The sequence below is a fragment of the Streptococcus sp. 27098_8_12 genome (assembly GCF_041432115.1).
GTDB lineage: Bacteria > Bacillota > Bacilli > Lactobacillales > Streptococcaceae > Streptococcus > Streptococcus parasanguinis_V.
Genome location: NZ_JAPVZA010000007.1, coordinates 36,117 through 57,365, shown reverse-complemented (window position 1 = coordinate 57,365; position 21,249 = coordinate 36,117). Strand labels below are relative to the sequence as shown.

At 43.2% G+C, this 21,249-nt stretch carries 18 protein-coding genes and 4 pseudogenes; 9 read left to right on the top strand and 13 right to left on the bottom strand.

Features of this window, described 5'->3' with window-relative positions:
* Nucleotides 1–23: 23 nt before the first annotated feature.
* The 5 genes and pseudogenes from O3629_RS04080 to O3629_RS04060 form a co-directional block, all read right to left on the bottom strand.
* A pseudogene (locus tag O3629_RS04080) lies at nt 24–119 on the bottom strand (CPBP family intramembrane glutamate endopeptidase); the annotation flags it as partial.
* Between the two features lie 353 nt (nt 120–472).
* Complete coding sequence (locus O3629_RS04075) at nt 473–1,138, bottom strand: TrkA family potassium uptake protein (protein WP_023919047.1); 666 nt, start codon at nt 1,136–1,138, stop codon at nt 473–475.
* Between the two features lie 9 nt (nt 1,139–1,147).
* Nucleotides 1,148–2,530 (bottom strand): TrkH family potassium uptake protein, encoded by a 1,383-nt coding sequence (locus tag O3629_RS04070; protein ID WP_070449318.1) that lies wholly within the window; start codon nt 2,528–2,530, stop codon nt 1,148–1,150.
* Nucleotides 2,531–2,561: 31 nt separating this feature from the next.
* Entirely contained in the window at nt 2,562–3,326 is a 765-nt protein-coding gene (locus O3629_RS04065; RefSeq protein WP_070466515.1) for a nucleoside phosphorylase, read from the bottom strand.
* Nucleotides 3,323–3,892, bottom strand: a complete 570-nt coding sequence (locus O3629_RS04060; RefSeq protein ID WP_371608750.1) for a sugar O-acetyltransferase — start codon at nt 3,890–3,892, stop codon at nt 3,323–3,325. The genes O3629_RS04065 and O3629_RS04060 overlap by 4 nt, the downstream gene beginning before the upstream one ends.
* 177 nt (nt 3,893–4,069) lie before the next feature.
* Here O3629_RS04060 and O3629_RS04055 point away from each other — a divergent pair, with 177 nt between their 5' ends.
* Nucleotides 4,070–4,813, top strand: coding sequence for a DeoR/GlpR family DNA-binding transcription regulator (locus O3629_RS04055; protein ID WP_070466517.1), 744 nt, complete (start codon nt 4,070–4,072; stop codon nt 4,811–4,813).
* Nucleotides 4,814–4,825: 12 nt separating this feature from the next.
* Nucleotides 4,826–5,635, top strand: a complete 810-nt coding sequence (locus tag O3629_RS04050; protein WP_371608749.1) for a Cof-type HAD-IIB family hydrolase — start codon at nt 4,826–4,828, stop codon at nt 5,633–5,635.
* A 90-nt stretch (nt 5,636–5,725) separates the two neighbouring features.
* Here the strand turns inward: O3629_RS04050 and O3629_RS04045 are convergent, their stop codons facing one another.
* Nucleotides 5,726–6,673, bottom strand: a complete 948-nt coding sequence (locus tag O3629_RS04045) for an AEC family transporter (RefSeq protein ID WP_023919058.1) — start codon at nt 6,671–6,673, stop codon at nt 5,726–5,728.
* 83 nt (nt 6,674–6,756) lie between these two features.
* Nucleotides 6,757–8,382, bottom strand: coding sequence for a malolactic enzyme (locus O3629_RS04040; RefSeq protein ID WP_247919918.1), 1,626 nt, complete (start codon nt 8,380–8,382; stop codon nt 6,757–6,759).
* 392 nt (nt 8,383–8,774) lie between these two features.
* Between O3629_RS04040 and O3629_RS04035 the strand changes: the two genes are divergently transcribed.
* The 4 genes and pseudogenes from O3629_RS04035 (at nt 8,775) to O3629_RS04020 (ending at nt 14,696) form a co-directional block, all read left to right on the top strand.
* A complete protein-coding gene (locus tag O3629_RS04035; RefSeq protein ID WP_003008684.1) occupies nt 8,775–9,125 on the top strand; it encodes a helix-turn-helix domain-containing protein in 351 nt (116 codons plus the stop codon).
* A gap of 111 nt (nt 9,126–9,236) precedes the next feature.
* Nucleotides 9,237–10,112: pseudogene (locus O3629_RS04030) on the top strand (LysR family transcriptional regulator).
* 301 nt (nt 10,113–10,413) lie between these two features.
* On the top strand, nt 10,414–11,832 hold the full coding sequence (locus O3629_RS04025) for a VWA domain-containing protein (protein WP_239665677.1): 1,419 nt from the start codon (nt 10,414–10,416) through the stop codon (nt 11,830–11,832).
* Between the two features lie 149 nt (nt 11,833–11,981).
* Complete coding sequence (locus tag O3629_RS04020; protein ID WP_371608748.1) at nt 11,982–14,696, top strand: DEAD/DEAH box helicase family protein; 2,715 nt, start codon at nt 11,982–11,984, stop codon at nt 14,694–14,696.
* Nucleotides 14,697–14,751: 55 nt separating this feature from the next.
* Here O3629_RS04020 and O3629_RS04015 read toward each other — a convergent pair whose 3' ends face one another.
* From O3629_RS04015 to O3629_RS04000, 4 genes and pseudogenes are all read right to left on the bottom strand, one after another.
* A complete protein-coding gene (locus tag O3629_RS04015) occupies nt 14,752–15,789 on the bottom strand; it encodes a zinc-binding dehydrogenase (protein WP_371608747.1) in 1,038 nt (345 codons plus the stop codon).
* Between the two features lie 114 nt (nt 15,790–15,903).
* Complete coding sequence (locus O3629_RS04010) at nt 15,904–16,707, bottom strand: hypothetical protein (RefSeq protein ID WP_070466531.1); 804 nt, start codon at nt 16,705–16,707, stop codon at nt 15,904–15,906.
* Between the two features lie 78 nt (nt 16,708–16,785).
* Nucleotides 16,786–17,124: pseudogene (locus O3629_RS04005) on the bottom strand (ATP-binding cassette domain-containing protein); the annotation flags it as partial.
* Between the two features lie 96 nt (nt 17,125–17,220).
* Nucleotides 17,221–18,120 carry a cation diffusion facilitator family transporter gene (locus tag O3629_RS04000; protein ID WP_371608746.1) on the bottom strand — a complete coding sequence of 300 codons (900 nt, stop codon included), beginning with the start codon at nt 18,118–18,120 and terminating at the stop codon, nt 17,221–17,223.
* 132 nt (nt 18,121–18,252) lie between these two features.
* Here O3629_RS04000 and O3629_RS03995 point away from each other — a divergent pair, with 132 nt between their 5' ends.
* From O3629_RS03995 to O3629_RS03985, 3 genes are read left to right on the top strand one after another with little or no spacing between them, the layout of a single operon-like run.
* Nucleotides 18,253–18,792 carry a TetR/AcrR family transcriptional regulator gene (locus O3629_RS03995; RefSeq protein WP_155167326.1) on the top strand — a complete coding sequence of 180 codons (540 nt, stop codon included), beginning with the start codon at nt 18,253–18,255 and terminating at the stop codon, nt 18,790–18,792.
* Between the two features lie 15 nt (nt 18,793–18,807).
* On the top strand, nt 18,808–19,278 hold the full coding sequence (locus O3629_RS03990) for an HXXEE domain-containing protein (RefSeq protein ID WP_045759843.1): 471 nt from the start codon (nt 18,808–18,810) through the stop codon (nt 19,276–19,278).
* A 34-nt stretch (nt 19,279–19,312) separates the two neighbouring features.
* The gene (locus O3629_RS03985; RefSeq protein WP_045759844.1) at nt 19,313–19,645 is read left to right on the top strand and encodes a hypothetical protein; all 333 of its coding nucleotides are present in this window, start codon (nt 19,313–19,315) and stop codon (nt 19,643–19,645) included.
* A gap of 47 nt (nt 19,646–19,692) precedes the next feature.
* On the opposite strand, the gene O3629_RS03980 is transcribed toward O3629_RS03985, so the two are convergent.
* The gene (locus tag O3629_RS03980) at nt 19,693–20,631 is read right to left on the bottom strand and encodes an AEC family transporter (protein WP_371608745.1); all 939 of its coding nucleotides are present in this window, start codon (nt 20,629–20,631) and stop codon (nt 19,693–19,695) included.
* A gap of 129 nt (nt 20,632–20,760) precedes the next feature.
* Nucleotides 20,761–21,132: pseudogene (gene pnuC, locus O3629_RS03975) on the bottom strand (nicotinamide riboside transporter PnuC); the annotation flags it as partial.
* Between the last annotated feature and the right edge of the window lie 117 nt (nt 21,133–21,249).

Below are 21,249 nucleotides of genomic sequence, written 5' to 3'. Positions count from 1 at the left end.
GCCTTTCCTAAAATTTTATAAGATCAACTTCCCCAATGAATCAAGAGATACATGAGACTCGATCCAAACATATCTGCCAAGGCATGCATGAGGAAAAATGGCAAGAGATTCTTGACGACCTTGAGGACGGACGTTAGGTGAAATTATCCAGTGGATGATTTCAGCAATCCAGGAAGTTCTATGACTAAATTAAGATACAGAGGGCGTCTGCGGAGTAAAAATTAAAAATCATTTTTCTGCAGAATCATTTCACCTATTTCAGTTAAAAAATAGGTGATCAACATTCTGAGGCTGGGACAAAAGTCCTAGCCTCAGAATTGTTTTTGGATTGTTGAGCAAGACGCAGTGGTTGAGCGGACTCTACTACGCTGATTTCATCAGCTTTTACAGCCCTACTCAACTGTGCGGAGGTGGGACGACGAAATCGAATTCTAATGAATTACCGATTTCTGTCCCACTCTCAATTACACGATTAGTCTAACAAGTCTTGGATTCTATCCAGATACTGGTTGTCTGTCACCGCCATCACGCGCACCCCTTCTGGCCAGATAAAGTCGGGAGCAATCTGAATATGAAGCGGTTGATCTTCCGCATCTCGATAACCAATAATGTTGAGATGGTACTCCTCTCTGACAGCCAAGTCCTGAAGACTTTTTCCTACCCAGCTGGATGGAACCGTAAACTCGACTACTACCACTTCTTCATCCAACTGGAAAACTTCAATCCGGTGTTGGAAAAGAACCATTTTGGCGAGGGACATGCCTGCTTCTACCTCTGGCAGGATGACCAAATCAGCCCCAATCTTTTCCAGAATTTCTTTGGTCACTTCATTTTTGACCTTGGCAATGACGTGCTCGACACCTAGTGCCTTACAGTGCATGACAGCCAGCACACTGGACTCCAGGTTTTCACCCGTCGCGATCACGACTGTGTCACAGTTCCCAATATCTGCTGCATCCAAGAGGTCCAACTCCGTAATGTCTCCAACAATTCCAGTCGTAATCATGGATTCATATTGGTTGATCACATCTGCGTGATCATCAATCGCAACAATATCCACATCCTGGTCTTGCAGGGTTTTCAGGACACTCTGTCCAAAAATTCCTAATCCTAAAATTCCAATGGTTCGATTTGCCATAAGTTTCTCCTATCCGATAATGATGTCTGCTTTAGCATATTGCAAGGCATCTGCCTTCTTAGCTTTGTAATTGTTCAAACTGACCATGAGGGTCAAGGGGCCGATCCGACCGATAAACATAAGCACCATGATGATCCCCAGCCCTGCTCCATTTAAGGTCGAGGTCACATTGGCTGTCACGCCTACTGTCGCTAGAGCCGATACTACCTCAAAGACCAGGTACAAAAAGCGTTGACCATCCGGAGTCACGAGACAAAGGCCAAAGAGTCCAAGGAGAAAAGTCAACTGGAAAATCACTGCCGTCCCCAAAGAGCGTTGGACCAAGTCTGGTGCGATGGTGCGCTTACCCAGGTTGGTATGTGGCAAGCCGAGCAACTCTTTGCGCGCTAAGAGAATCAGCACCAAGAAGGTGGTGATCTTCATCCCCCCTGCTGTCCCGCCTGGTGCCCCACCTAGGAACATCTGTAAGAGATAGATAAAGAGCGTCACTGGCCGGACTGCTGTATAATCCAACGAGGCAAAACCAGCCGTCCGCATACTGACAGTTTGGAAGAAGCTGACCAAGATCTTCTCTCCTAACGGAAGGGACCCAATCGTTGCTGGATTATTAAACTCGGTCATAAGACTAGTCACTGTCCCAAAGAGAAGGATCGCCGCCGTTAACCAGAGAACCACCTTGGTATGGAAGCGAAGAGTTCGCCGCCCTGATTGATTGCGGGCCTTGGTGGCTAGGTCAAACCAGACCATGAAGCCCAAGCCCCCAGTAATAATAAGGGCAGACAAGGTCAGATTGACCAACCAATCGGTCTGGAAGCTCATCATACTATCGCCTCCAAAATTATCAAAGCCCGCATTACAAAAGGCCGAGACCGCAACAAAGATGGAGTTAAAGATCCCATGCCCCCAGCCAAAGCGAGGGATAAAGCGGGTCATGAGGAGCAAGGCCCCCACCCCTTCGATGGTAAAGGTGGTAATGAAGATGGAGCGGACAAAACGGGCTAAGCTCTGGTTATTGCTAAAGCTAAAGCTGTCCCGGATGGTCTGTCGGTCCTTGTAGCTGAGCTTTTGACGACCTTCCATAAAGAAGAGACCGATAAAGGTCAAGATCCCTAGGCCTCCGATCTGGATCAAGAGCATACAGATCAATTGCCCCAAACCATTATAGGTCGAAGCCACCGACTGGGTAAAGAGCCCCGTCACACAGACCATGGAGACCGCTGTAAAGAGGTGGTCGATATAGCCTGCTTTTGAGCTCGCTTGCTGGACAAAAGGCAGACTCAATAAGAGCGAGCCCACCAGGATAACCAAGGCAAAGCTGAGAAAGATTCGCCTTGCCGGAGACAGGCTTTTAATTTTGGCCTGCCATTGTTTAAAAAATAATTTGACTAACATAGCTTCATTGTATCATAAAAAGTGAAAAGACCTACAAGTGATGAACCATCTCTAGGCACAATTCTAGGGCCTTCTCAAAAGCTTCAGCCCCCCAGTCACGCTGGTCATAATTTTCTAGGTCTGCAAGAGAATCTGCGGTAAATAGGAGCAAGCCCCAAACTGCATCACGAAGCTGGGCGACTGCTGCAAGTGAGGCACACTCCATCTCCACAACACGACACCCTTCTTCAATGCGATAGGCCACCTTGTCAGGTGTTTCTCTATAAAAACCGTCCGTCGACCAGGTCATGACCTCTTGATAAGGAATATCTTTTCCTTTCAAGACAGTTTCAATGGCGGTCAGTGCACGACTGTCCACTTCGATATAACGAGAAGGCGCTACATAATGGTAACTGGCTCCCTCATCTCGCAAGGCCTTGGTCGGGATCAAAAAGGCATTTTCTTCTATGTCCACCAAGACGCCACAGCTTCCTGAGGAAATGATTTTCCTCACCCCATAGCCAATCAACCAATCCATGAATTGGGCAGCAGGTGCAGATCCAACTGGCGCTTGTGCCAAGCAGACTTTCTCCCCTTGGTGCTCCAGAACATAGACTGGATAAGCCTTGGTAGCTGAAACAAAGGTAGCCACTTGCTCAGCTCCAACAGTTTTGGCAAAGCGATCAATCTCATCCTCCAAGAAAGCATACACACATTTTTCAGGTAGGTGCAGATCAAGTCCCTCATGGGTCGGCATAATGACTGCCTGCGGGTTGTCATCAAACTCTAAAATAGGAATTTCATGTTTTTGGATCATCCCTTCTCCTTTTTAATGGGTATTTCTTTGATGACACGGGCTGGGTTTCCTGCAAGGACCACATTGTCACCAAAAGACTTGGTCACGACTGCCCCAGCGCCAGCGACCACATTGTCACCCAGCGTGACACCAGGAAGGATGGTGACCCCTCCTCCTGCCCAGAAATTGTCCCCTATCGTAATCGGAGCTCCGTACTCAAGACCCGAGTTGCGCTCATCTGGATCCAGCGGGTGTAAGGGGGTCAAAAATTGGCAATTGGGACCAATCATGGCATTCTTTCCGATCGTAATGGGACAAATATCCAACATGGTCAAATTGTAATTGGCATAGAAATTTTCTCCTATATGGATGTTGCCCCCATAATCCACAAGAACCTGGCGATTGAGATAGAGGTTTTCACCGGTTGATCCAAACCACTCTTTGATGATGGATGCCCCCTTTTTAGGATCCAACTCTTGGTTAAAGGCCTCTTGTTTCTCCCGAGAGGCTTTTGCCAAAGCCCGTAATTCAGGGTCCGCAGGTCTATAATAGTCACCCGCAATCATTTTTTCATATTCACTGGCCATAAGGAAACCTCCACGTTATTTTGACATATTATAGCAGAATTTCCCCTTTAAAACAAACGTCAGAATAAGGCTTTACAAGGAAAAAGATCATAAATGCTTAAAAATAATTAAAAACACTTGCATTAACTTAATAAATGATGTAGAATATAGGCAAGAACAGAAACAAGGAGCGAGCTCATGTATCAGGAACAACGACTCGAAAAAATATTAGAACTCTTAGAAGAGCGAAAACAGCTATCGGCTAAAGAAATGGTCGACTATTTCAAGGTCTCAAAAGATACCATCCGTCGAGACTTCGCTCTCCTTAGTCAGCGCCAGCTGGTCCGCAGGACCCATGGTGGACTCCTCCCCTTAAACAAAGAACCCGGCCCTTCTTACCTAGACCGTAGTCAGAAAGCCAACAAGGAAAAGACTGCTATGGCTCAAAAGGCCCTGCAATTGATCCAAGATGGCCAAGTGATCTTTCTCGACGTTTCTACCTCGATGACCCTGCTTGCTGGCTTGCTTAATAAGGAAGTCACAGTCTATTCGCATTCCCTTGACAATACCATCCAGCTCAGTAGCCATTCCCAGGTTGACTTTCATCTTTTAGGAGGAAAATTCTACCCTAAAAACCGCTTCTACTATGACGCGAATCAAGCACAAATACTGGACAATCTTCGCTTTGATCTCGCTTTTTTTGGAGCGAGTAGCTTAGCCAATGGCGAAGTCACCTTTGAGGATGCTGAAGACGTTGCAGTCAAGTCTCTCGTTTTTGAGCGGACTCGTACCAAGGTGCTGGTGGCAGAAAGTACCAAGTTCCACCAACATGCCAACTACTATCTCGCTCGTCTCCAACAATTTGACTATTGGATTACTGATCAAAAACCAAGCCCTGACATCCTTAAACAAGTCGGCAACGAAACCACTATTCTCTATTAGGAGGTAATCTTTATGTCTCACATTCGTCTCATCATCAGCGATATCGATGGCACCATCTTAAATGACCACCATCAGATTGACCCAGAGTTGGCAGCATTGATCCCAGATTTAAAGCGTGAAGAGATCCCTTTCGTGCTAGCCTCTGCTCGCTCCCCCAAAGGAATGGCACCCATTGCCAAAGAACTCGGTATAGAAGACTGCCCCATGGCCTGCTACAACGGGGCCTTGATTCAAAAAGGCGAGCAGGTTCTGTTTGAGCATCCCTTAGACAAGAATGAAGCTCGTCAGTTTATCGACTGGGCCAACCAACACTTCCCTCAAGTTTCGATCAACCTCTATAGCGGAAAAGACTGGATGACCGATCATCTCGACCAATGGAGCCGAGAGGAAGCCCGGATTACAGGGGAAAAACCTCTTATTCTTCCCCTATTGGATCCTTTGCTGGATATGACAAAGCCCCTCCACAAATTGCTCTTAATTGGAGATGCAGAAGAGATCCAAGCCCTCTATCGTGCTATTTCTGCCGATGACTTCCCTTCTACCGCCTTTTATCTCTCCAAAGCCAACTACCTAGAAGTCACGGCTAAGCACGTCTCTAAAGAGGATGCTCTGGTTGAACTCGCCAACCACTACCACTTGATCTTAGAAGAAGTCCTCACCATGGGGGACAACTTCAATGACCTTCCTATGCTCAAAAAAGCAGGCATCGGGGTCGCTATGGGCAACGCTCCTCAAGAGGTGAAAGACGGAGCAGCAGTCGTGACAAAGACCAACAATGAAAACGGGGCTGGGCAAGCGGTTGAAACCTATGTGTTGATTTAGTCATCCGTTTAAAAAGGACGTCGAGTATAATACCCGACGTCCTTTTTGACGAATGTATAGCACTAAAACTACATCATTTTCATATAAATGCTATCCCAACAATGTCTGCAGAATTGGAACCACAATCACAAATAAGACTGTGCTGAGAGTGACCACATTCGTTGAAAACTCAACATCGCCTTTACCTTGATTGGCAAGGATAGGAAGAACTGCCAAGGCTGGTGTTGCTGATTGAATCATAAAGGTTCTAAATTCTGGTGCCACCATATTTGGAGAGAAGAACTTCAGAACCAAGAGCATGATGACCGGTGCAAGAATAAAACGACCAACCAGTGTGATAATGGTATCTTTATCAAAGCGAATCGTCTTAAGTCCTGCCTTAGCTAGGACGATACCGATATAGACAAGAGATAAGGGCGTTGTTAAACTACCAATATAAGTCAAGGTACTTTCCGCAAAACTTGGAACAGGAATACGTAACACCAAAAAGACGAGGGCTACGAGAAAACCTAATAAAGGAGCTGGGAAAAGCTTCTTCCAATTAAATTTTTGAGCCTGTTTTGAAGCCCCTTCTTTACTATCAGAAGTCATCAGATAGACACCTAATGTCCAAGTAGATACTGTATTTGTAATATAATAAACCAAGAAGTAAGGAAGGGCTTGATTTCCAAACAAAGCGATATTTAAAGGCAAACCAATAAATATGGTATTGGCATTAACAAAGGTATTAATCATGGTTCCTCGGCGTCCTGGGCGCACTTTAAAAACTTTCACTGCGATAAAGGCCGCTAGGTAACCAAGAATGAAGGCGATAAACGTATAGAGCAAACCGCCAGACAAGCTAATCAATTTATCTAAAGTTAAATATTTAAGAACAGAGGTAAAAATTGCAACAGGCATGGCCACGTTCATAATCAGTTTAGATAAGTCATTTCCGAAGCTCTCTTGAAACCAACCACGGACTTGCAAGAAATAACCAAGAATGATGATGACGATAATGGGCACAATACTCTGAATTGAAGTTAAAAAGATTTCCATAGTCTCCCTTTCTATCTAACAGGATATACAAGAAAAGGTGTACGAGGCATCCAGTCGCACTCGTACACCCCATTCCCATTTACTTATTTATATTCTGGGTACCATTTTAAATTACGAACTGCTTTAGCCATATCTGTTTCTTGAGCACGCGCAAGACCTTGTTCTTGCGCTTTTTTAGCAACTGCTTCTGCTACTTTGATAGACACATCAGCTACATACTTGAATGGAGGTAAGACTGGTGCTCCTGGTTCGCCTGGATTGACAATACCACTCAATGAATGTGCGGCAGCTCCAATCATTTCATCCGTCAACAGACTCGCTTCAGAAGCCAGCATACCAAGTCCAAGACCTGGATAAATCAGTGCGTTATTCGCTTGACCAATCACGTAGTCCACACCTTTATAGGAAACTGTACCAGCTGGAATTCCTGTTGCAACAAATGCTTTTCCGTCTGACCATTCGATCAAATCTTTGGCACTTGCTTCAGCTAGTTTGGTTGGGTTTGACAATGGGAAAATGATAGGATGTTCAGTGTTTTCACACATAGCTTCTACAATTTCTTTTGTGAAAGTATTTGGCTGAGTTGAAGTTCCCACAAGAATGGTTGGTTTAACCGTCTTCACTACTTCAAGAAGGTCCGTCAACTGATCTGCATTGGCAAAATCAGAACGTTTCTTAGCAAATGGTTTTTGTTGCGGCGTTAAGTCATCCATATCATCAAAAAGGAGACCTTGTTTGTCGACCATAAAGAAGCGTTTATAAGCTTCTTCTTCAGGCAGACCTTCACTAACCATTTCACGAAGGACACGAGAAGCAATCCCTGCACCAGCAGTCCCACCACCATAGCAGAGATAAACTTGATCCGTTAATTTTTCACCTGTAATATCCAATGCCCCAAAGATCCCACCAAGGGTTACAATACCAGTTCCTTGGATATCATCGTTAAAGGTTGGGATTTGTTTTCGATATTTTTCAAGGATGTTGGCAGCATTTAAGCGACCGAAATCTTCCCAGTGAAGGTAGAGTTTAGGGAAAAGACGTTCTGCAGTTTGGACAAATTGATCGATAAAATCATAGTAACGATCACCACGCACACGTTCGTGGCGATTTCCCAAGTAATTAGGATTGTTACGAAGTTCTTCACGATTGGTACCTGCGTCAATGACCAAAGGAAGTACCATTGAAGGATCAATTCCTGCAGCTCCAGTATAGACCATCAGTTTCCCAACAGAAATATCGACACCATTTGTACCCCAGTCACCAATACCGAGAATACCTTCTGCATCTGTCACAACAATAAGACGAATTTCACGATCACCCGCTGCATTTTTCAAAGTCGCTTCGATATTTTCAGGGTGATTGATGTCAAGATAGGCCGCATATTGTGGGTCTACAAAAAGATCGCTATAGCCTTCGATGGTATCGGCAATAGTTGGATCATAAACAATGGGATTAAACTCTTCCAAATGTTGAGCAAATAGGTAGTAAAATAGAGTACGATTTGTATTAAAAATTTCCATTAGGAACAAACGTTTTTCCAAATCATTAACCTTTGTTTGCATTTGCGCATAAGTTTGCGCTGCTTGTTCTTCAATGGTTTGAACGTAAGGTGGTAGGAGGCCAATGAGACCTAGTTGCTTACGTTCCTCTAAAGTAAAGGCAGTTCCTTTATTGAGGAAAGGGTTGTTTAAAATATCATGTGCAGTCATCATGTGACCTCCTTATTAGTTTAATTTATTATACCACTTATTTGCATTAAATGACACTTTGTTCTATATATGATACAATATGAATGAATCACTCAATGAAAGTTCAGGCGATACAACCGAAAATGATGCGATTTCAATAGATAACAAAATAATAGGTTTATCCATCACTTCCTAGATAGTCACGGTCATCTCTTAAAAAAGCCTGTTCCTTTCCACCTTTTAGAAGGTTATTCTCATCAAAAGATCCACTGTTTTCAGGTACTCTTTTTTCCACTTATGATGATCAATACCTATAAAAGCCATAGATAATAAATCCAAAATATGTTTGTTATAAGATACTTTGTTTTGTTTAAGGTGTTATTTTTGTCATTTAAAACTTGTATTCTGGTTACATGAAAACAAAACATTATTTACAACGGTATATAGCGCAAAAGGTCAAATATTTGCGAAAAAAACAAAACATGAGTCAAGAGGAGCTATCGGAACGGGCAGATCTTGGATTAAAATACATCAATCAATTGGAAAATCAAAACGTGAATCTGACCATTCACAGTCTTGAAAAAGTCATTTCTGCTCTTGAGTTAACGCCTGAAGAATTCTTCAATTTTAATTCACTTGAATCATCTTCAGATCCTAACGACAATCTTTCACTTAAGAGAGTAAATATGAAAATTAAGCAACTTCCAGTTGGAAAAAGGGAGAAGATCCTAACGATTTTCGAAGATCTTTTAGATAGCCTTTAATGATCCTCTGACTCACCTCAGATTGTAACAAACAAAAAATCATATAGTCAAATTAGCTATCACGGATAATTTTTGCTTATCCATGTCTGTCTATTTAGAAGAGGGAGCCCAATGAATCTTAAGGACTTTTATTATTTTCTTGATCTTAGTCAACAGTAATCCTTTACTGGGGTTGCCCAAAAACACGGGATCAGTCAACCATCCGTTTCCTATGCGATTAAACGACTAGAAAAGGAATTTCACTGCCCATTAATCGCGCACGATCCTTCTCACCGTACTTTCAAATTAACGCCCCAAGGAGAAATCTTGCTACGACATATTCAAAAGGTCCTACCTGAGATTCAAGGAGCTAAAAAAGAGATCCTCCGGAGTCTCTCTCAATTCAATACGATTGGTTTCCCACCAATCATCATTGACTATCTTGTCCGAAAACAACCCGCCTTTATCAGTAATGTTGCAGCTCTTCAAAGTATCCATCCTGTTCAAGAAGGGTCTGTCGAACTTTTGGAATTACTTTCCAAAGGAGAACTAGATGCTAGTTTTTTAGGGAGTTTAGAACCGATTAAAGATCATCGCTTCCAGGTAAGAGAAATGGCCAAACGAGATCTCTTCTATATCCTTCATCACAACCATCCACTAGCCTCAAAAAAAGTATTACAATTTTCAGACGTCATCGATGAAGATTTTATCATTCCAGATGAGCACTTTGTTCATTTAAAAGCCTTTGAACTGTTGAATGAGCGCTATCACCATGAGGCTACGCCCTTCTTTCAGACGGATGATATTCAGCTCCTAAAACAACTTCTTCGTAAACAAGTGGGGATCAGTTTACTAGCAGATCTTGCACTAACAGATGATGAAGAGGAATTGATTGCCATTCCGATGGATGAAGACGAACGGATCAGCTTTTACGTTTCATTAGTTGAACCGAGGGAAAGTAATCTCAAACCGGAGGTCATCCAATTCTTTGAAAAATTACTAAGCTAATCACAACCTCCATTCTTTGTCCTGATTTAGAAACATAAATAAAGTGACTAGCTAGTATTTTTTACGACTAAAAAATATAGTAGAAATGCCGATAAAATAAGGATTCCTGCAAATTTGTGGGAATCCTATTTTCTTTTGCGCACTTTGTATATTTAAATTATTTTATGTATATTTTTATCTCTCGTATTTTTATCAATAATTAGGGATATAAAAGTCGACAAAACCCTTGATTATTATACCGTTGACAAGTTTTTTAAAAACCTGTATGATAGAAAAAAGTTAATTAAAAAGGGGACGTATTTTGAAAAAATATACTATTTCACGTAAACAAACTTTAACTTTAGCTTCCGTTGTTTTAGCAACTGTCTTCACAGGAACGACTATTGCTTCTGCTGATGACGTTGCACCTAGCACAACCCAAGCTGCTCCTGTAGCTACTACAGCTGCAAAATCACCTATCACGGCTGCAACCGAAGAAATCAACGCCAAAGCCAATACACCAGTTGTTCCTGTTGATAAAGCAAAAACTGGGGATGTTATCGCTGTGGACGTTAAAAAAACTGGCCCATCTGCTAAAACAGACGGTGCAGATACAACCACTACCTCAACAGCAACCATCAAAACGACTAGCTTAGCAGATCAAGACACACCTGTTGGCACTTCAAAACCAGTCTCTTCTACCAAGACAGCTACATCCACTAAAGAAACAGCTGACTACACTGAGACAACAACTGAAACAGTCAATAAAACAACTGTGGTCGAAGTTACAAAAGAAGCCGATATCGTCAATAAAAAAGAAGTTCAAGGAACATCCGACATCGTCTTTGTCATCGACAAATCAACTTCAATGGATTCTCACATCAGGGATACGATGAAGAATGTCGAGACCTTCGTTCGCAATCTATCGGCAAAAAATATTCAAGCTCGTTTAGGATTGGTTGAATACGAAAGAGCTAGTGAAGTTAAATACCATGATTTCAATGGATCTAAGTTCACAAGTGATACAGAAAGTTTCATTTCTGCTTTGAAAACCATTAAAACTAAAGGCTACTATGAAAATGCTACTGTTCCATTGCATCATATCGCTACTTCAGGAGACTACAACTGGGGGACTGGGGCAAACAACCATCGCTTTGCTTTCTTGATTACAGATGAGGACATTGATCTTACAAAGGATACACCAACAAAAGAAGCGACACTGAAAGCCCTTAAAGATGCTGGTATCTCTTTGACAGTGGTTGGTGAAACACGTGAAAAAAAAGACTTTGATCCATTGGTCAATGGAACAAATGGTCTCTACTTAGATATCGACAAAAACTTTGCTAACTTGTTGAACGTTCAATTTGCCAATAAAGTCGTTGAAACTGTCCAAAAAGGTCGTGTCTTCAAAGTCCAAACAGACAAGTATGAGTTGATCTCAAAAACTCATCGTGTGGCGAAAGTAAAACCACAAACTCCTAGCATCCAAACGCCTGCAACACCGACTCCTACTCCTCAAAAACCGGCTGTTGTAACCCCTGCGAAACCGACTGTATTCACACCTGCTAAAAACGAGCCTGCCAAAACAGCAGTCTATATCGCACCTGCAGCTCTTCCTCAAAAAGAAGCAAGTCTTCCAAATACAGGAAGCAAGACCTCAATTGCCTTGACAACTCTTGGCCTTGGTCTTCTTAGCATGAGTGCTGCCTTTGGCCTCTCTCGTAAAACAAAGAAAGACTAACATGAAAAGCCTAATCCGTTGATTGGGCTTTTTATCACTCAAAATTTCCCCTTTGCTATTTTCATTAGAAAGCGGAAATCTTCAACTTCTACCAAGAGATTCTTGTCCTCCGCTATGATATAATGGGGACAGTACAAGGGAGGAAACCAATGTTACAAGAACTAGCCTTTACAGGCCAATGGAGACACTATCAAAAACGCGTTCTCGATAAGAGTGACGCTTTTATGGCGGATGGCCACCTGCATTTGGTAGCAGCTCCTGGCTCTGGAAAAACAACCCTGGGAATCGAATTTATCAGACGCTTCGGCCAGCCAACCCTGATCTTGGCTCCAACGGTCACCATTCGTCAACAATGGGTGGACCGGATTATCCAGGCATTCTTGAGTGATGAAAGCCAAGCAGAACAACTGATTTCACAAGACTTAAAACATCCTAAGCTGATTACAGTGGCTACCTATCAGGCCCTACACAGCGCCATGAACCAAGTCGTCGGTCAATCACAATCTGAGGATACCGATGACCAGGTAGAGATTGAAACATTTGATTTCAAAGGCTTTGATATCTTTACTACTTTCAAGGCCATCTCACTTGGGACCCTTTGTTTAGATGAGTGCCACCACTTACGCAATGAATGGTGGAAGAGCTTGGAAGCTTTTCGTCAAGCCTTCCCTGACTTAAAGATGATCTCCCTTACCGCCACCCCGCCCTATGAAGGGGATCCTGCCCTTTGGGATCGCTATATCCGCATGTGTGGTGAGATTGATGAGGAAATTACGGTTCCCGAATTGGTCAAGGAAGATACCCTTTGTCCCCACCAAGACTATGTCTACTTTGCCTTTCCAACCAAGGAAGAGCAAGAGCAGTTGGACGCTTTTAGCCAACAAAAGAATGCTCTCTTGCAACAACTGACTTCCGATCCCCTCTTTTGCCAATACCTCCAAACCTGCCAGGCCTTATCTGGTCAGATTAGCGATGATGAATTGCTCAATGAGCCCAAGTATCTCTCTGCTACCCTGATCTTTCTTCGAAGCAAGGGAATTGACTTTCCCAAACGTTTCCAGGACCTTTTAGGAGCCAAGAAACTACCTGCTTTCACCCTGGACTGGCTTGAAATTCTCCTGCAAGGTCTGCTCTTTCAGGTGCCTCACTGGTACAATCTACCTGAGGAATACGAGAAGCAACTGCTTCATGAATTAAAAGCAGCCAGCTTGATCGATCGAAAACAAGTCAAACTGGTCCGCAACAAAAAACAAGACCTTCTACTCAACCAATCCCTCGGAAAACTTAATGCCGTCCGAGAGATTTTCAAGGCCGAATACCAGGCTCTTGGAAGCCAACTACGACAACTGGTATTAACAGACTATATTCGTCAAGATTTTGAAGTTCATCTAGGAGATAAGGACGCCCAATTTACTCAATTGGGAGTGCTCTCTTATTTCGAATCTATTCGCAGGGAAAGCTTAGAGCAAGCAACTCCTCCTGCCATCGCTGTCTTAACCGGTAGCATCGTCATCATCCCGACGGTTGCTAAGCCAAGACTAGAGGAGCTGTTAGGAGGGAATAGACTGACTTATCAAAGTGTTGGCCAATTATCTCCTGATGACTTTCTCAAGGTTCGTTTGGTCGGTTCTCAACATGATTTGGTGACAGCTGTGACCCAGCTCTTTCAAGAGGGCCTCATCCAGGTTGTTATTGGAACCAAGTCTCTTCTAGGAGAAGGCTGGGATGCTCCTTGTGTCAATTCCCTGATCCTAGCGAGCTTTGTCGGCAGCTTTATGCTCAGCAACCAAATGCGAGGTCGTGCCATCCGAGTGTGGCCTGAGGATCCAGACAAGACCAGTAATATCTGGCATCTAGTCTCTATCAACCTTTCCCTAAAGAAATGGTATGAAAAGTCCGATCTTGAAAAGGAAGAAATCGAAGCCATCACTGATCAGTTGAAAGAATACAGTCCTGATCTGGAGCTCTTAGAAAGACGGATGAAGCAATTTTTAGGTCTCCATTACAAGGAGCCCTTCATCGAATCCGGTATTGAGCGTCTAGCCTTTGACAATATCCGCTATACCAAAAAACAGTTGCAAAAACTCAATGAAGAAACCTTAGAGCGCTCCACCCATCGTCAAGAACTCCGAGACGGCTGGAAAAAAGCCCTGCCTATTCTGGAGAATATGGAGATTGCAAACGAGGTCCAAGTGGATAAACACTTCCTGCCCCTGGCCCTATTTTTTGACGCCAGGAAGCTAGCTCGTTGGCTAACGGCCGCCACTTTGACCGATGCTTTCGCCAACTTTATTTACTATTCATATAGAGGAGGATGGAATAAAGGGTCTCTTATTCTTCTATTCTTCCTAGCTGTTCTCGCACTCCTTGCCTGGCTCCGCTACTATCTTTATAAGAGCCCTTATAAACGGCTAGAAGTCTTTGGTCAGGCTATCCACCAAGCTCTGCTCCTCTTTGGGCATATTCAGACTCAAGAGACCCGTATCCAAGTCGTACGAGACAGAAAGGATGCCATCAACACGCTAATCTATATGAAAGGCGGAACCATGCGGGAGAAGGAACTCTTCTCGCAAACCATGATCGAGTTTTTCGCTCCAATTGAAAATCAGCGCTATATCCTGAAAGCACAGGAAAAAGTGTCCGATCAGACAGAATATTTCGCAGTACCAAGCCTCTTTGACAAACGGAAAGAGGATGCCCAAGCCTTTGTGGAACAAATCCGAAAGAGTCTGGGCAAGTATGACCTCGTCTATACCCGAAGTGCCGAAGGCCGTGCCATTCTCCTTGATGCGCGCATCAAGGCCCTAGCCAACAAACAAGAGCGCACCTTCACCAAGAAACAAGTGATGTCGGATTTGAAATAAGATTTTATTTCACTACAAAAAATTCTAGTAGACAGCCTCTACTAGAATTTTTTTGTTAGTCAAGTACAATCATAGCCTTAATAGTCTTACGTTCATCCATGTCCTTATAAGCTTGGTCGATATCTTCCAGTTTATAGCTTGAGGTAAAGACACGACCCGGATTGATATCACCATCAAGGACCGCTTTTAACAAAACTTGTTTGTCATAAGTAGTAACTGAGGCTGCTCCACCTGCCACTGAGATATTTTGAGCAAAGGTCGAACCAAGGGCACGGTTATTGTAATGAGGAACGCCCACAAATCCCATGCGCCCTCCATTATGGAGGACTCCGAGAGCTTGCTCAACAGCTGCTTCTGTACCGACACATTCGAGAGCTGCATCTGCTCCGCCTCCAAGGATTTCACGGACCTTGGCAATCCCTTCTTCACCACGCTCAGCCACAACAGCTGTCGCACCTGACTCCAAGGCCATTTGTTGACGGTCTTGGTGGCGACTCATAAGGACGATTTGCGATGCCCCCCGCATCTTAGCTGCAATGACAGCACATTGGCCTACAGCTCCATCCCCGATGACCACGACTTTGTCACCCGGTTTCACATGAGCCACACGCGCCGCATGGTAACCCGTCGGCATAACATCTGCTAGTGTCAAGAAGGATTTGAGCATGGCTTCAGTATAATCAGACGGTTGCCCAGGGATTTTGACAAGGGCCCAGTTGGCATAGTGGAAGCGGATATACTCCGCTTGCACCCCGTCAGACCAGTTGTTCCCAATATGGCGGTCACAAGTCCCGTCATAGCCTGCACGACAGGCATCACACTGACCACAACCATGGGTGAAAGGCGCAATCACAAAGTCCCCCGGTTTGACCGTTGTAATAGCCTCACCGATTTCTTCAATGATCCCAATGGCTTCGTGACCACTATTTTGATGGCCCGCTTTAATATCTGGATTGCGGTAGCTCCAGAGATCGGAGCCACAGACACAGGTGCGAACAATGCGGAGAATAACATCTTTAGCATCCATAATCTTTGGACGGTCCATTGTTGTTAACCCAATGGTTCCCGCTTCCGTATAAATCGCTGATTTCATATAATCACCTCGGATTTTTATTACATTTATTATATCAAAAAACTATATTTTATATATTTTTTGCTTTTCAACACAGAAAGAAGCAGCTTTCGCTACTTCTTTGACTTTTAAATATTATTGTTTCAATTCAATTCCTTTATGTCCTTTTTTCACTAGCATCATAAAGTCATGGTAATCTCCAGGCTCATCACCTTCTAGTCCTGCTTCTGTGAGGCCTACATAGTAAGAACCTTTAACCTCACTTGCGTTTGAATCAAAGAACCCTTCTCTCAAGATTTTTTGAACAGTCACGGTTTGAAAATCCATAGACTCTTTAGCAAGCTGTTGCACCGAAAACGTTACAACCAGCTGCGTTTTGTCTTTTCTATACTCGTCTTCGTCGTAAGTACCAAAAGAGTAACTAACTGGCATCGCCTTTGGAGACTCATATTCTGCTGCATCCACTGCATTGAATTTTTCTTGCACGTCTTTGATTTGTTTATCTAATTGTTCAAATTTCTTGTCTGTTTCCGAAGAAGCCTTTGCACTCAGCCATAGCTTGATGTTTTCCTTTTTCAATGACTTTATTTGAACTTCCAACTTTTCTCTGAGTTGTTGTTTTTGGCGATAGAAATTGCGTTCAAACTGTTTTTGGGCTAGTTCTAAAATTTGTTTTTCATTCTTTCCTCCTAAATCCCCGAGGTTCAAATCCAATCCTGTATAGGCAAGCACATTCCCTTTTCCATCAAAATGATAGACCGCCGTCACCGTGTTATATTGATCCAGCACTACACTCTCTCCGTGATGCACATCCATCCATACTGTATCCGTCGTTTGCAACGCTTCTGGCAGTGAGATTTTTTGCAAACCACCGCCACCGCAAGCTACAAGCGCAACGGAAACCAGTGACATCAGCGCTAGTTTCATCCATGTCTTCATTTTCTTCCTCCAACGTTCAAACTCTCATACATTATTATACTACACACAGCCAAAATCTGCTTGCTTTCTCCAAACAAAAACACCAGAGAGCGTCATCGCAATCTCGACGTTTGAGAGTGCCGTTTGATGGCCGATGAGATTATCGGACTGGAAGACGAAACCAATCGTGTGGTTTCTGTAGCTATCCCAATCGCGGTCTTTAAATTGCTTTGTTGATTTTCCTTGGATGAGTAAATCACCCGATGTGTATTGGTCGAGTCCACCGATGATATTTAATAGGGTGGTTTTCCCAGAACCCGATTGTCCGAGAATGGAGACAAACTCATTTTCACGGAAGCGAATCGAGATGTCTTTGAGCGCGTGAAACTCTTGACTAGCTGTATGATAAACTTTTGAAATATGTTGTAGCTGTAACACGGGTTCTATCCTTTCAGTGTTATAAGTAGTCTATCATAATTTCATACTGGAGTAAATATGTTAAATTTACAATTCAACAAATGGATAATCAACTTCTTATGAATGATCATGCCCATGACTTTGACTGGCTTCCAGCTCTTCGATATTTCGCTTGTGGGCGCGGTGAGTTGCTAGGTCTTCATCCACTTCGATGGTGATATTTTGAAAGCCCCTCTCTTTGAGCAAGTCTCGGATAGACTCTTTGCAGACCTCCATATGTTTGACATGCTCCAGACAAACATGAACAATGGCATTTTTCTCTAGTCCATCCATGGTCCAAAGATTAAGCTGATTGACACTAGCGACATGGTCCAACTGCTCTAAGTCATTCTTAACTTGCTTGATATCTACCCCTTCTGGCACAGCATCGAGAAAAATCTTGAGCGTGCTCCAAAAACGTGGAATTGCTTTTGACAGAATAAAGATGGAAATGGCAAGAGATAAGAGCGGATCCAGAATATACCAGTCGGTAAATCGTAGAACAATGGCCATTAGGATAACAGCCACCCAACCCAAGGTATCTTCCAGAAAATGCAGGCTGAGAATGGATTCGTTCTTGGTTTGTCCTTTGCGAATGACGAGACTCGCTAGCACATTGATGCTGACGGCTATGATTCCTAGCCAAAGGATGCCCTCATCGTTGACAGGTTGTGGATGAAAGATTTTCGTTATATTTTCCAAAATAACCAGAACGGACCCTGTCATGAGAATCACTGCCGTTACCATGGCCCCTAAAAGGCTAAAGCGCTTGTAGCCCAAGGTATAGCGGCTGTCTTCTTCGCGATTGGAGATACTTTCCAAAAAGGCGGAGATCCCAATAGCGATCGCATCTCCCAAGTCATGGACCGAATCCGCAAGGACAGCGCTGGATCCAAAAATCCCTCCTGCAATAAACTCAACAATGGCATAACTCAAATTCAAGAAAAAAGCGATCCAGACCGCATGTTTTGTCTTCATAATCCTTAATCCTTTGTTATAATAGATTCATGAACATCATGTTCATTATCATTATCTAACATTCACAACAGAAAGGATAGGAGCAAACTGTTTAGGGTGTCCGTTACTGAACAGTTTGTTCTAAGTGTCCATATGACAGCACAGGATCGTCGCATCACCAAAACTCGAAAAGCTATCTATCAAGCTTTTTTACAATTACTCAACCAAAAAGACTACGAGGCCATCACGGTTCAGGAAATCATTGACTTAGCCGATGTGGGGCGATCAACCTTTTACAGCCATTACGAAAGTAAGGAATTATTGCTAGATGAACTCTGTCAAAAGCTCTTTCACCATCTCTTTGAGCGTGCTGAACACCTCTCACCACAAGACTATCTGGCTCATATCTTTCAGCATTTCAAGAAAAATCAAGACCATGTGACCAGTCTCTTGCTCTCTAAAAACGATTATTTTATCCGGCAACTGCGAAAAGAACTAGAACACGATGTCTACCCAATGGTAGCCGACGAACTCATCAAGGCCCATCCAACTCTCCCTCACTCTTACCTCAAACACTTGGTCGTCAGCCATTTCATCGAAACCCTCAGCTGGTGGTTGAAAAAAGGCAAGTCCTACACCGAACAAGAAGTGACCCAGTTTTATTTGGAGATTTTAAAAGTGGGGTCGAACTAGAAGGGAGTATTTTCAATGACCAGCGTACAATTTTACTTTCTATTTCCATCACTCTTCATGCTTCACGAACTGGAAGAAATCGTTTGGATGCCATCCTTTGTCAAAAAAATATCAATCCAGTATCCAAACAATCGAATCCTATCTTATTACACTCCTTTTGCTTTCAATGCCATTGTCTTGGAGCAATTTCTGATCCTAATAACGTCGCTATATCTTAGTTACCAGTTTAACAACTATAGCATTTACGCAAGCATCATAATCGCTTATATCTACCATGTGTTCGGACATCTGATTCAAACAATCGTTATACGAAAATATGTGCCTGGATTGTTGACGGGCATTTTAACGAGTTTGCTTGCTCTTTGCAATCTCAAAAATGAATTTCCAATTAAACTTTATGGTTACTCTCTTTTTACCTTATTGGTTATTATTTTAAATCTTGTAGTATCATTTATGATTCTTCATAAAATCAGTCATAAAAAATAGTACTCAGGCAATCATATCTTAGAAAGGAAACCCTATGTTCTTCCCCATTCTTCTCGGCTTTTTTACAGCCTTCTTTGCCCTTGCTTTTGTTCTTCTTCACTTATTGGCTTCTCTTTCTGAAGTTAAAAAAGGGAATCACACCCTAGGAAATACATTTCTCCTCATCGGAAGTAGCCTTGCGACCTTATCACTCATCCTCTACTTCTTTTTACCGATTGTCGCTCTAGTCCTTTGGCTGATCGGCTGTGGTTTGATTTGCTACGGAGCCTATTGGAATGGGAAACACAAAGGAAACTTCCATCCAGCTCACCACCTGATTCGGATGGGCATCGCTCTGGTCCTTACCATCTTGTTAGCCATGTTATAAGAAAAGCTCAAGTTTTAAAAAACTTGAGCTTTTGTATTTGCTATTTGTTAAGCCATCAACAGCATGAGAATAGGGATCACCACCATGGTTGCAAGGGTCGTCTCTGTCACCATGACGGCTGCATAATCACTATCAGCTCCGTAAAGTCTGGCAACGACTGGCGCATTGGTCATCACAGGCATGGCGGACTGAATGATAAAGACCTGCTTCATCAAGCTTGGAAGAGGGGCCCAGTAGACGATAGTCGCCATCAAGAGTGGAGCAACCAGGAAGCGTCCGAATAGAATCAGTAGCTGATCTTTTCCCAGTACTAACTGCTTCACACCTACATGAGACACTGACAAGCCGATGAATATCATGGATAAAGGGGTTGTTAAATTACCCAGATACTGCAAATCACTGGCTAGAAAGGCTGGCAACTTGATCTGCAGCATCACCATGACTAGCCCCAAGAGAAAGCCCATCAGGGGCGGAGAAAAGACTTTCTTCAGACTCGTTTTGAGATCAAACTGTGCTTCTCCCTCACCATCCCGCTGGATGAGATAAGTTCCCAAAGTCCAGAAAAAGGTCGTATTGCACATGTAATAGATCAAAACATAGGGAATGCTGGCATCCCCGAAAAGGGCCTGGTTGATGGGGAGCCCCACAAAAATCGTATTGGAATTAAAAAACATGGAAATAAAGAGGCCACGGCGGTCCTGCCTCACTGCAAAGATCCTTGCTACTGCTGTCGCGATGCCAAGTAAAATGACCATAGACAGGGCAGGAAACCGCAAGGCTGGCAACATTATAAGTAGATCCGCTGCTGTGAAGCGCTGCGTGATGGTGTAAAGCATATAGCAGGGAAGAGCAACTTGAGTGACTAATTTTGCGATCAAGCCACGTGACTTGTCATCAAACCAGCCTTTTTCACCTATGACAAAGCCCACTAATATCATCCCCAGAATGACCAGGATCCCCGATATGCTCTTAAGAAAGATATCCATGTTCTCTCCTTTTCTTTTTATAAATTTGAACTAGAAAACCCATTATTTTCAAGTCCCAAAAACTACTCTAGTATATCACAAAAAGAGGTGGATCAAAATGCTCAACCTCTTGTATTTTATTGATTGTTACTAGTAGCCTTTCTTGGCCACCTTCGTCCATTGGTACCAACCAACCAGACTATTGATCAAGTAAATGAAGTATTTCCCTTGAATTTGAAGGCTTTTTCCCCACCAAAGATAGATGGAGAATACATTGGTAGCCGCCCAGAAAATCCACTGTTCGCGGTAGACAGCCGTCATCAAGAGTTGGCCGACACCATTGGTCGCATCTGTAACGGAATCCCTGAAAGGCCGATTGGCTCCAACTGATTGGTAAATGAAACCAATGGTTAACCACCAAAGCACACTAATTAATAAGTACTTGATCCATCCCACCGCATCCAATTTACGGGCAACAAATTCCTGCTGTTCTTTTTTTGAACTGAACTGGGCTTGGTAGATCAAAAAGTGTTAAAAATAAGACAGTAACCTCAGAATAGATACTGTCTTATCTCTTTTTTTACTTAAAGCCTTGATAGACTTGACAAATGGTAGAAAAGAACCGTGAGTTCTTGCCAG